13 protein-coding genes and 1 tRNA gene are annotated in these 10,109 nt (G+C 68.2%); 4 read left to right on the top strand and 10 right to left on the bottom strand.

Annotated features, from left to right (window positions below):
* Nucleotides 1-304: 304 nt before the first annotated feature.
* On the bottom strand, nt 305-790 hold the full coding sequence (locus AB0M20_RS12075; RefSeq protein WP_364297224.1) for a hypothetical protein: 486 nt from the start codon (nt 788-790) through the stop codon (nt 305-307).
* Nucleotides 791-920: 130 nt separating this feature from the next.
* Complete coding sequence (locus AB0M20_RS12070) at nt 921-1,364, bottom strand: DUF6232 family protein (RefSeq protein ID WP_364297222.1); 444 nt, start codon at nt 1,362-1,364, stop codon at nt 921-923.
* A gap of 440 nt (nt 1,365-1,804) precedes the next feature.
* Here AB0M20_RS12070 and AB0M20_RS12065 point away from each other — a divergent pair, with 440 nt between their 5' ends.
* The 3 genes from AB0M20_RS12065 (at nt 1,805) to AB0M20_RS12055 (ending at nt 4,152) form a co-directional block, all read left to right on the top strand.
* The gene (locus AB0M20_RS12065) at nt 1,805-2,254 is read left to right on the top strand and encodes a DUF2231 domain-containing protein (RefSeq protein ID WP_364297220.1); all 450 of its coding nucleotides are present in this window, start codon (nt 1,805-1,807) and stop codon (nt 2,252-2,254) included.
* Nucleotides 2,255-2,391: 137 nt separating this feature from the next.
* Nucleotides 2,392-2,943: a type 1 glutamine amidotransferase domain-containing protein gene (locus AB0M20_RS12060; RefSeq protein ID WP_364297218.1), complete on the top strand. Its 552-nt coding sequence runs from the start codon at nt 2,392-2,394 to the stop codon at nt 2,941-2,943.
* Between the two features lie 54 nt (nt 2,944-2,997).
* Complete coding sequence (locus AB0M20_RS12055) at nt 2,998-4,152, top strand: geranylgeranyl reductase family protein (RefSeq protein WP_364297216.1); 1,155 nt, start codon at nt 2,998-3,000, stop codon at nt 4,150-4,152.
* On the opposite strand, the gene AB0M20_RS12050 is transcribed toward AB0M20_RS12055, so the two are convergent.
* From AB0M20_RS12050 to AB0M20_RS12015, 8 genes are all read right to left on the bottom strand, one after another.
* A complete protein-coding gene (locus AB0M20_RS12050; RefSeq protein WP_364297214.1) occupies nt 4,153-4,725 on the bottom strand; it encodes a DinB family protein in 573 nt (190 codons plus the stop codon).
* A 31-nt stretch (nt 4,726-4,756) separates the two neighbouring features.
* Nucleotides 4,757-5,287, bottom strand: a complete 531-nt coding sequence (locus AB0M20_RS12045; protein WP_364297212.1) for a DUF6226 family protein — start codon at nt 5,285-5,287, stop codon at nt 4,757-4,759.
* A gap of 40 nt (nt 5,288-5,327) precedes the next feature.
* A complete protein-coding gene (locus AB0M20_RS12040; protein WP_364297210.1) occupies nt 5,328-5,528 on the bottom strand; it encodes a DUF397 domain-containing protein in 201 nt (66 codons plus the stop codon).
* Nucleotides 5,529-5,695: 167 nt separating this feature from the next.
* The gene (locus AB0M20_RS12035) at nt 5,696-5,890 is read right to left on the bottom strand and encodes a DUF397 domain-containing protein (protein ID WP_364297208.1); all 195 of its coding nucleotides are present in this window, start codon (nt 5,888-5,890) and stop codon (nt 5,696-5,698) included.
* Nucleotides 5,891-5,972: 82 nt separating this feature from the next.
* Nucleotides 5,973-6,863, bottom strand: coding sequence for a helix-turn-helix transcriptional regulator (locus AB0M20_RS12030; protein WP_364297206.1), 891 nt, complete (start codon nt 6,861-6,863; stop codon nt 5,973-5,975).
* Between the two features lie 166 nt (nt 6,864-7,029).
* A complete protein-coding gene (locus AB0M20_RS12025; protein WP_364297204.1) occupies nt 7,030-7,473 on the bottom strand; it encodes a DUF6232 family protein in 444 nt (147 codons plus the stop codon).
* A gap of 368 nt (nt 7,474-7,841) precedes the next feature.
* Nucleotides 7,842-8,030 (bottom strand): hypothetical protein, encoded by a 189-nt coding sequence (locus AB0M20_RS12020; protein WP_364297202.1) that lies wholly within the window; start codon nt 8,028-8,030, stop codon nt 7,842-7,844.
* A gap of 37 nt (nt 8,031-8,067) precedes the next feature.
* A tRNA-Thr gene (locus tag AB0M20_RS12015) sits at nt 8,068-8,143 on the bottom strand.
* 118 nt (nt 8,144-8,261) lie between these two features.
* Between AB0M20_RS12015 and AB0M20_RS12010 the strand changes: the two genes are divergently transcribed.
* Entirely contained in the window at nt 8,262-10,052 is a 1,791-nt protein-coding gene (locus tag AB0M20_RS12010; RefSeq protein WP_364297226.1) for a metallophosphoesterase, read from the top strand.
* The last annotated feature ends 57 nt before the right edge of the window (nt 10,053-10,109 follow it).

The raw sequence follows: 10,109 nt of genomic DNA, 5'->3' as shown, positions 1-10,109 counted from the left end.
GGGCGGGCCGCCGCTGATCGGCTTCCTGGGCGACCACATCACGGTGCAGAAGGGCCTGATCGCGGTGGCCGTCCTGCTGGGCGTGGCATTGCTGGTAGCGGGCAACATCCGCCCACTGGACCCGACCCGCAAGAACTGAAGCGGAGCCGCCCCGTCCGCCGCGTCCCTCCCTGCCCGCGCCGCCGCGTCCCCACCCGCGCCGCCGCCTCCCCCACCCGCGCCGCCGCCTCCCCCACCCCGGCACTGGGTGGGCCTCAACGTAGGCGCGGGGTATGACAGTTTTCCCCGGCCGTCCACAGGCGGGCTATCGCCGGCGCATGTGGTGCAGCAGAACCGCCGGCGCATCGGCCTCCACCCGCGCGTCCCGAGGCGGATCATCGGTCTTCACCCGGATCCGAACCTCCTGACCGAGGCAGAAGGCAAACGGATCGATGAGGATCTTCGTACCGTCGGCGACCGGCACCTTCGGTCGCACCCTTTCCCTGGGGCGCGACGTGACCCCCGAGACCTCGAGCACCCGGGCGCCGAGCCGCACGACGATCGGCTGCCCGGAGAACTCGTCCGCCTTGATCACCTCCCGGGAGAGGTTGCGCAACACGACCTCGAACTCGTTGGCCTCGTCGACCCCGGTCACCGGGTCGGGCTTCATGCCGACGGTGACCGGCTCGGTGAAGCCGTATCCCAGCCGCAGGCGGTTGAGGCTGCGCATGTGCGCCCGCACGGCGAAGAACGCGGCAACGGTTGCGACGAAGAGGCTCGCCGCCGGGATGGCGACTGTCCATTGGGTCATCGTGACCTCCGGACAGGGGGATGATTTCGCATCATGAACGTCCGATCGTGTCGGCCTCCGAGTCGATCACTTCAAATTGCCGCGGGGACCGGCCGGCACCCCGCCGGTCGCGGGGTGCCGGTGCGGCCCGTCAAGCGGCCCTGTAGTGCCAGACGTCGTCGTGCGGCAGATCCTCGATGGCTCTGCGTAGAGCCCGGATGACCTGGTTGAACACTCGCCCGTTCGTCGACGCGTAGAGGACGACGTCGTCCCCTCGGTAGGTGGCGTGCAGCCTCCAGAGACGCGGCCTGAGCCGCCAGTAGGCACCGATCGCGGCCACCGGAAGCGCGACCGCCAGGCAGGTCGCCACCAGCAGAACCGGAGCGTCCACAATGAGCCAGACGGCGATTGCCAGGGCGGCCGAGCCCGCAGCGGCGTGGGTGGTGTGTGGACGTGCGCGATCGGGGTCGCCGCAGGTGATGCCGACATGGCCCAGCTCGCGAATCACGAAGATCCTCGCCGGCTTGGTGCGCCAGACGAAGAGTTCGCTGGTCACCACGGCGTCGGGCCCACGGTAGTAGGTGCGTGTGCTCATGGCGAACTCCTTTCCCGTGCTCCTTGCGAGGAGAGGGAGAGCGAGCCACCATTGGCAAAGAGAGAATTCCCCGCCTCGCGCGTTGCGACTGCTGACGGAGCTCAGAGGCGACAAAGGCACCCGGTTGCCGCCGGGTGCCTTTGCTTTCCTGCCCTTCCGCTCCGCCTTTTGCTGCTTACATCAAGTAGAGCACGGCTACCCGGCTGACCGCTACACATCAAGTTGCCATGTTGCAGATTGCGTACAGGCCGTGTGCACACATCGACGGCCTGCAGGGGTGTTGAGCTGGGTAAACGATGCCGGGTGAATTCTTGCCGAGTTTCACCTGACCGAGGAGAATCAGGGCGTAGCACTCGTCACTGCGCGTTTCATTAAAGAAGGGCTCGGGTACGCCCACTGACGTCCGTGAATCCGGTAGGGCTGGGGAGGCTGATCGACCAGTGGAAAGTCGACTCCGAATCGCCGGCCAGGCTGTGCACCCCATCCTGGTCATGTTCCCGCTCGGGCTGTTCACCATGGCCGTCCTCTTCGACCTCGGCGACCTGCTCGGCGGCCCGGAGATCCTCGGCGCCCTGGCCTATTGGAACATCGTGGCCGGCCTGATCGGCGGCATCCTGGTGGTGCTGGCTAGCGCGATCGACCTGGCCTTCGTCCGCGGCGGCAAGGCCAAGCGCGTCGGAGTGCAGCGCAACCTGATGCACATGGGCGTGCTGGTCCTCTTCGCCGTGATCCTCATGCTGCGCATGCAGTCCCCCGACCGGGTCGCCGGCTGGGGGGTCCTCGCCGTCGAGGTGCTCTCGCTGACGGCCGCGTTCTTCGCCGCCTGGTACGGCGGCGAGCTGGCGAACCGCCGTTCCATCCCGGCTCTGGCCCACGCCAACCGAAGCTGACACCGATCCCGCGCCCCACGTGAATCGGTCCGGCCGGCGATGAACTCGCCGGCCGGGCCGTTTGCCGTGGGCTGAAGCGGGCAGGCCATTGACAGGAGCCGGGCGGGCCCGGCAGCAACCTCGAAGGGAGCATCACCATGACCGCATCGATCCAGGGCAAGCGTGTGGCTTTCCTCGCGACCGATGGCGTTGAAGAGGTCGAATACACCGAACCGCGCGAGGCAGTCGAGAAGGCCGGCGGCGTGGCAGAGCTGATCTCGATCAAGGACGGCGAGATCCAGGCCGTCAATCACATGGACAAGTCGAAGACCTATCCCGTCGAGCGTCAGGTCAAGGACGCAGCGGTGAGCGATTACGACGCCCTGGTGCTGCCCGGCGGTGTCGCCAATCCGGACTTCCTGCGGGCGGACGCGGACGCCGTGCGATTCGTCCGCGAGTTCGTCAACTCCGGCAAGCCGGTAGCGGCGATCTGCCACGGACCGTGGACTCTGGTCGAGGCCGGCGTCGTGGACGGGCGCACCCTGACCAGCTGGCCGAGCCTGCGGACCGACCTGGCCAACGCCGGGGCGACCTGGGTGGACGAGCAGGTGCACGTGGACGACAGCCTCGTGACCAGTCGCAAGCCGGATGACCTGCCGGCCTTCTGCGAGAAGTTGCTCGACAAGATCGGCGAGCCCGCGGTCGTCTGACCGCCGTCCGGCCTCCCGGCGACGCACGTTCCGGCAAGTCCTAGACTCCGTCGAGTGATCACAGAGCCGGACTTCGACGTGGCCGTCGTCGGGGCCGGACCGGCCGGTCTGTCGGCGGCCCGCGCCGCCGCGGCGGCCGGCGCCCGGACGGTCGTCCTCGAACGAGCCGAGCATCCGCGATACAAGACCTGCGGCGGCGGCCTGATCGGCACGTCGCTCGGCATCGCCGCGCCGCTGGTGCAGGTGCCCGCCCGCGACACGGTCTCGGCCATCACCTTCTCCGACGACGGGCATCGGCCGTTCACCCGGCAGGCCGGGGGCAAGCCGCTGCTCACCATGGTCCGGCGCGACGACTTCGACCACGCCTGGCTCAAGGCGGCCGTGTCCGCCGGCGCCGACGTGCGGCAGAACGTCCAGGTCCGCGCCCTCGAACAGGACGCCGACGCGGTGACCGTGACGATGGCCGACGGCGCGAAGCTGACCGCGGGGGTGGTCATCGGATCCGACGGCTCGGCCGGCATCATGTCGCGTTACGTCGGTGTCTCGTTCGACCAGCAGGACCTCGGGCTCGAGGTGGAGCTCGCCGCGACACCCGAGGACCGCGCGGCGTGGCGCCGCCGGGTGCAGCTCGACTGGGGCGCCGAGCCCGGATCGTACGGCTGGGTCTTCCCGAAGGACGACGAGCTCACCGTCGGCGTGATCATGGCCAAGGGCAAGGGCGCGGAGACCAAGGACTATCTGACGCGCTTCTTGGCGGGTCTGGGTCTGAGCGATCGCGAGGTACGCCGGGACTCCGGCCACCTGACTCGTTGCCGCACCCCGGACGCCCCGCTGATGCGCGGGCGGGTGCTGGTCGCCGGGGACGCCGCCGGCCTGCTCGAGCCGTGGACCCGCGAGGGCATCAGTTACGCCCTCCGGTCGGGCACGTGGGCCGGAGAGATCGCCGCGCGGGCCGCCCGGCAGGGCGTCGGAGCACTCGACGGATACCCCGCCCTGATCCGCAAGCACCTCGCGCCGGAGATGACCGCCGGCCGGCGGCTGCTCAACGTCTTTTCCCGGCATCGTCACCTCATGCACGCCGCGATGGCCACACCGCTCGGCTGGCGTGCCTTCGAGTCCTTCTGCCGCGGTGAGATCACCATGGCCGGGGTGCTGCGGCGGCCGCAGATCCGGGTCGCGGTGAACCTGCTCGGCGGCGAGGGCGCCTGATCAGACCGGTCGGCCGCCGGTGGCTCGATAGAGGTCGCGGAGCAGGCAGATCTCGCCGCCGTGGTGCATCGTCTCGCGGTTGAGGTGCAGGGCGAGCTGCGCCATCGACTGCTCGGCGAAGAACGAGCCGCGCGGCCCCAGCGGTCTGGTGAAGGCCTCCTCGTCCATCGACAGCAGACCGTCACGCCACCACTCGAACGAGGACCTCAGCAGCTCGAGGGCGCCCGCGGCGGTGGGCGGCAGGGAGTCGGGCCGGTGCCGCGGATCGAACATGTCCGCCTCCGCCGGGACGCTGCCGTCACCGAAGAACGTGCTGGCCCGCGTGTAGAAGGCGCCGACGGCGATGTGCGTGATCCGCCAGGCGAGCGTGGTGACCGGTGGCGGATCGGGCTCACCGCCGGCACCGGGATGGTCCGGGACGTAGCGCCCGTCGGCGTCGGGCCGCACCGACCAGCAGCCCGGCACCGGCTCCCAGTAGTACTCGTCGTCGGTCAGGCCCTGCAGGCGAGGCCACAGGCTGTGCTCCCAGTAGAAGCCCAGTTGATCGGCGGCGATGGCGCGTACCCAAGACATGGGTCTGGTTTAGCACCGGGGTCCGACAATTTCAGGAACGCCGAGGCCACGGCGCCCATTGCACCGCCGCCGCGAAGCCCTCGCGGCGGGCCGCCCGGGCCTCGCGGGCGTCCAGAAGTGTCTCCCGCCCGACGTCGACATCCGGGCCGATCAGCCGCACCTCCGACCACGAGCCCGAGACGCCCCGCCGGACGCGCTCCCAGAGGCCGCCCTCGACCAGCGCCGACGCCTGCGCCCGCAGGTCCATGATCAGGTGATCGGGCTCCTCGCCGCAGGCGTCGCAGCCGCAGTTGGGCAGGCGCTCGGTGTACCAGCGGCCGAGGCGCAGCACGACGCTCGGGAAGTCGGTGTACGAGACGGCGAGCGGGGCGGCGGCGAGCGTACGCGGAATCAGCCGCACCGTACGCACGAACTCGGCGCCCCAGGGCTCCTTCGACTCCCGCCGCTCGACCGTGAACTGCTCGGTCAGCTCGTCGAGCAGGCCGTCCGCGGCCTCGTGCAGCACCGCGAACCGACCCGGATCAGTGACGCTGGAGTACTCCTCCGGCTTACCGACGTCCACGATTGCGATTCTGCTCCTCCGGCACCTAGATCACAGAGGTTCAGTCGAACTCGAATTCGCCGTCCCGGACGCCCCCGACGAAGGCGGCCCACTCGGCGGCGCTGACCTGCAGCGGCCTGGCATCCGGGTCACGGGAGTCGCGGATGAGGTAGCGGTCGCCATCCCTGGCCACCTCTATGCAATTGCCACCGGCACAACGACTGGCGCGGCGCCACTCCAAGGGTCGGGTCGACTCGGCCATCAACACGCCTCCTTCAAACTCCTCGGTACACGGTATGTGACGAAGAGTACGGCAGAGCGTGAGAAGCGTGAATGAATGCTGTCCAGTTGGCGATAGGTACTGATTAGTCCGAGATGTCATTTTACTGCCGGGTGCCTCATCGTTGGGGCACCCGGCATCAGGCAAGGCTAGAAGCGGAACTCGCCTGCGTTGACACCTTGCACGAATGCGGTCCACTCGTCCGGGGTGAAGCTCAGCGGCTCCACTTCGGGCCGCTTGGAGTCGCGGATGAGGTACTGGCCACCGACCTTGGCCACCTCGACGCATTGTCCGCCACTGCAGCTCTTGCTCCGCTGCCAGCGGGGTGAGTCGACGCTTGTCACTTTGGGCTCTCCGATGGTGTCTATAGGTGGACCGCCATGGTCCATCTCCACGTTGAGGACAACTAACCAGTACTTCTTTGGCTTATTGGCCGTGTTGCAACAAGTCGATGCGTTTGCCGATGAACCCGATTGTGTCGGACTCACTGGCAGCCACTTGCCAAAGTTTGTTGAATCGCCGGAGATGACGCGACGTCGCCAGCGGATCCTCGATCAGCTCGTCGGCGACACCGTTCTCTCTGTACAAGACCTCGTTGCCGCCGTCCGGATCACCCAGCGAAACGAGGTCGAAGCTCGCGTTGTTGGCGATCGGAACGTTCAACGAGAAAGGCAGCATTCGGATATGCACCCGACGACTAGTGGCCAGGTCACGCAGGTCCGACAACTGCTTGGCAAAGGACACCGGGCCACCGGTGGAGCGCATGAACACCGCCTCGTCGAGAACGGTGTAATAGGCGAGGGAATCACCGAGGCGGGAAACGACCGAATCACGCCGGTAGCGGCGGGCGTCGACGATCTGGTTGATCAGATCCTCGTCCAGCTCGTCATCGAGGGAGCCGGTCAGGGCCGCCGCGTACTCGGGAAGCTGCAAGGGACCCGGGATGTACCGGATGGAATAGGACCGGACCGCTGTGGCGACCGATTCGTACTCGAAATATCGCTTGAGCGAATCCGACAGGGTGCGGAATTTGGAATCCTGCCACCACGAGACATGCGCCCGGGTGCGGGCGATCTTGGCATCGGAGACCAGCGCTGCGATTTGCGCTCGATCCTTGAAACCCAGATACGCCAGCAGCGGGCGCAGATCATTGGGAGAAATGCTTACGTCGCCGTTCTCGATGCGAATGACCTTGCTCAAAGACCATTCCATCTCCTCGGCGACCTCGAGCTGGGTCAGCCCCTTCGCCTCCCTGGCCTCGCGCAGCGCCAACCGGACGCGCCTGCGCGCGACAGTTGGTGAGACGACGTCAGCCATGGCTCCTTCATCGTTGAAGACCCTTAACCTGCCACCTCGCTGCCTGCCTGATAGCAAGCAGCGAGGTCGCGCGTCATGCTACCCACTGTCTTATCAGAACGAGTAATCCGGGGTGCAAGGTTCACCGAAACGAGATGAGTCACAGCGCCGGGGCACTAGGTGATCATCAGGCCGCGACGAGTCCAATGTGATCGTCGCTGTGCCGCCCGTCGTCAACGGCCCGGCTCAGGGCCCGGGTGACCTGGTTGAACACCTGCAGATCGCGAGCCTCGAAGATCACTGTCCGGGCCCCCTGGACGGTCGCGACGACCCGGTAGGAGCGCGTGTCACGGAACCGCCGGGTCGACACGGCGACCATCGCCGCGATGATCGACAGGCCGACCGCCACCGCCCCGATCACCGGTCCGACGACCACCCAGCTGGCGGCCGCGAAGGCCATCGAGCCGGCCGCTGCCACCAGCACCACGTCGGTGCGGCGACCCTGCGGGACGTGGACGACGCGACGGATGTCGCGCAGCTCGCTCACCGCGAAGATCCTGGGAGTGTCCAACCGCCACACGAACCGGTCAGCCGTAACGAAGGCGTGGGGCCCACGGTAGTAGGTACGCATTTGCCTTCTCCCTTCCGTACTCGTCGCCGAGGAAGGAAAAGGGGCCGCGGTCACGGCTCGGAGAGAATCCCACCTCGCTGAATCGAAGAAACGAAATCCCTTGGAGGGCAAAACGGCACCCGGTTGCCGCCGGGTGCCGAATTGGTCCTTCCCCCTCGAGAGCCCGCCCTTACTGCCTGTCCTCAGTAGAACACGCCGGATCGCTGATCGCCACCGTTCAAGGTGCCATGTAGCAGATGGCGCACTAGCATGCTGCGCCCACGGCCTGGTACGCGGAAAAGCCCAGGCCACGGGCCTGGGGCCTGGAGAAGCCGCCTGACGGAATCGCCTTGCATCAAACCGCCGGCCTGGGTACGACGGGATCGCGGTCAGACGGCCATCGACGAGGCCAGGGCGGCAACCGCCGCACGGGTGTCGGCGTCGAGTTCCGGGGCGGCGCCCATCCGCTCCAGCAGGACGAAGGACGTCGTGAGGAAGCCGCCCAGCAGTGCACTGCCGACCACGTGGCCGCCCGGCGACCAGGCGCGCAGCGCCTCGACGAACGCCGCGATGAACACGAGGCCTTGGCCCGCTTTCGCCGGCCAAGGCCTGAGATGGAGCCGCCTGACAGAATCGAACTGTCGACCTACGCATTACGAGTGCGTCGCTCTACCGACTGAGCTAAGGCGGCGGGTCACAACGAAGAGCAAGTGTACGGCATCGTCCCCGCCGTCCCGGAGCGGGTTACCTTCCGCCGCGCCGTAACCAGACAGCCGGTGTCATACCTCCGGGCTAGAGTCCCTCGCGTGATGGACGATCACCGCCCCCCGGAGGCGGCACCGACGCCGCGTGTGCCGCCGCCGACTGTTCCACAGCCGCGTCCCGCCGAGGCCGAGCCCCCCGCGCGCAAGCGGCCGACCAGCCTCGACCCGCAGGAGCTGGGCTTCACGCCGCAGCGGCCGGTCGGCTGGCTGGCGCCGCTGCTGTTGCTCAGCACCGGCCTGCGCACGCTGCTGGCGATCCTCTTCGGGGCCTACCTCGACAAGCGGGAGCTGCAGAACGCCCTGGACGGCGACGTCTTCACGCAGACGGGCACGGACGGTGAGATCTGGCTGGACTACGTGTCCGACCTCGGCGACGGCTTCCACGCGACCTACTCGGTGGCCTATCTACTGGCGCAGCCGCGACTCGAGGTCGGTGGGCAACTGCTGCCCCGGGGCGGTGTCCTGCTGATGGGCGGCGACCAGGTCTATCCGCTGGCCAGTGGGGACGGCTACGAGAGCCGCACCAAGGGGCCCTACCGCGCGGCCCTGCCCGAGGCGCCCGCCGGTGGGCGCCCGACGCTGTACGCACTGCCCGGCAACCACGACTGGTACGACGGACTGACCGCGTTCCTCCGGCTGTTCGCACGGCGCAAGGACAGCCACATCGGCGGGTGGCGGACGGGCCAGCGGCGCTCCTACTTCGCTGTCAAGCTTCCGTCGGACTGGTGGCTGTTCGCGATCGACGAGCAGTTCGGGGCCTATATCGACGATCCCCAGCTGCTGTATTTCGAGAAGGCGGCCGAGGGTGTCGGGCCGGACGACCGGATCATCCTGATGACGCCGTCGCCGACGTGGGTGAAGGCGGCGGACGACCCGGGCCGCTACGACGCCGTCGACTACTTCATCCGCACCATCCTCGGCCCGACCGGCGCGCACGTCCGGCTCCTGGTCTCCGGCGACCTGCACCACTACGCGAGGTACACCGGCGAGGATCGCGAGTTGATCACCTGCGGCGGGGGCGGCGCGTACCTCCTGGGCACGCACGCGCTGCCGGGCGAGCTGATCGTGCCGCCCCGCGAGACGCTGACCCGCAACGCCAGCCGCAGCCGGCGCTACACGCTGGCCTCCGCCTTTCCGGACTTCCCGACGTCCAAGCGGATGGGCTGGGGCGTGTTCAAGCGGATCGCGGTCCGCAACCCCGGCTTCGCCACCATGCTCGGCATCCTGCAGACGCTGACCATGCTGGCCATGTCGGGCGCCGCCAGCAGCGACGGCGGTCCGATCCGGCGCCTGTTCAGCATCCCGCTCGTGCTCATGCTGGTGCTGATCATGACGGGCACGGTGCTTTTCGCGAAACCACCGGGGGCAGGGCTGGCCAAACACGCCAGGCATTGGATTCTCGGCGTGTCCCACGGCGCGGCCCAGATCGCGCTGGCCGCCGGCGGCACCTGGCTGTGGCAGCGGCTGCCGTTCCACGACTGGACGTGGCCCGGGCCGCTGATCGTCGCCGTCGTGCTCTACCTGCCCGTGATCGGCTTCGTGTCGACCCAGGTCTGCGCGCTCTATCTGCTGGTGGCAAGCAAATTCAAGGTCAACGTCAACGAGTTGTACGCCGGGCAGGGCATCGAGGACGGGAAAAGCTTCCTCCGCATGCACATCGACCGGGACGGGACGCTCACCGTCTATCCGCTCGGCGTCGACCGGATCTGCCGGCGGTGGGTCGCCGACCCCGGGGGCACGGGCGCCGCGTCCTGGCTGCGACCCGAGGAGTCGCTCGATGTGCGCCTGATCGAGGAGCCGATCCGGGTCGCCGGCCCGCAGGAGGCCCGCCACTGACGGTCGTTCCCAGGACAGGCCCTAAGCGCCGCCGTATGTCTCGTCGTGGGCCTGGCG

It is taken from the genome of Actinoplanes sp. NPDC051633 (assembly GCF_040681735.1).
Taxonomy (GTDB): domain Bacteria; phylum Actinomycetota; class Actinomycetes; order Mycobacteriales; family Micromonosporaceae; genus Actinoplanes.
Note: the sequence above shows the minus strand (reverse complement) of the source record. Positions and strands in the feature narration are given on the sequence as shown.

Excerpts from the sequence above, each read along its gene's own strand:
- AB0M20_RS12075 (WP_364297224.1), bottom strand. The coding sequence starts at position 790 with ATGACCCAATGGACAGTCGCCATCCCGGCGGCGAGCCTCTTCGTCGCA.
- AB0M20_RS12070 (WP_364297222.1), bottom strand. The coding sequence starts at position 1,364 with ATGAGCACACGCACCTACTACCGTGGGCCCGACGCCGTGGTGACCAGC.
- AB0M20_RS12060 (WP_364297218.1), top strand. The coding sequence starts at position 2,392 with ATGACCGCATCGATCCAGGGCAAGCGTGTGGCTTTCCTCGCGACCGAT.
- AB0M20_RS12050 (WP_364297214.1), bottom strand. The coding sequence starts at position 4,725 with ATGTCTTGGGTACGCGCCATCGCCGCCGATCAACTGGGCTTCTACTGG.
- AB0M20_RS12040 (WP_364297210.1), bottom strand. The coding sequence starts at position 5,528 with ATGGCCGAGTCGACCCGACCCTTGGAGTGGCGCCGCGCCAGTCGTTGT.
- AB0M20_RS12030 (WP_364297206.1), bottom strand. The coding sequence starts at position 6,863 with ATGGCTGACGTCGTCTCACCAACTGTCGCGCGCAGGCGCGTCCGGTTG.
- AB0M20_RS12025 (WP_364297204.1), bottom strand. The coding sequence starts at position 7,473 with ATGCGTACCTACTACCGTGGGCCCCACGCCTTCGTTACGGCTGACCGG.
- AB0M20_RS12010 (WP_364297226.1), top strand. The coding sequence starts at position 8,262 with ATGGACGATCACCGCCCCCCGGAGGCGGCACCGACGCCGCGTGTGCCG.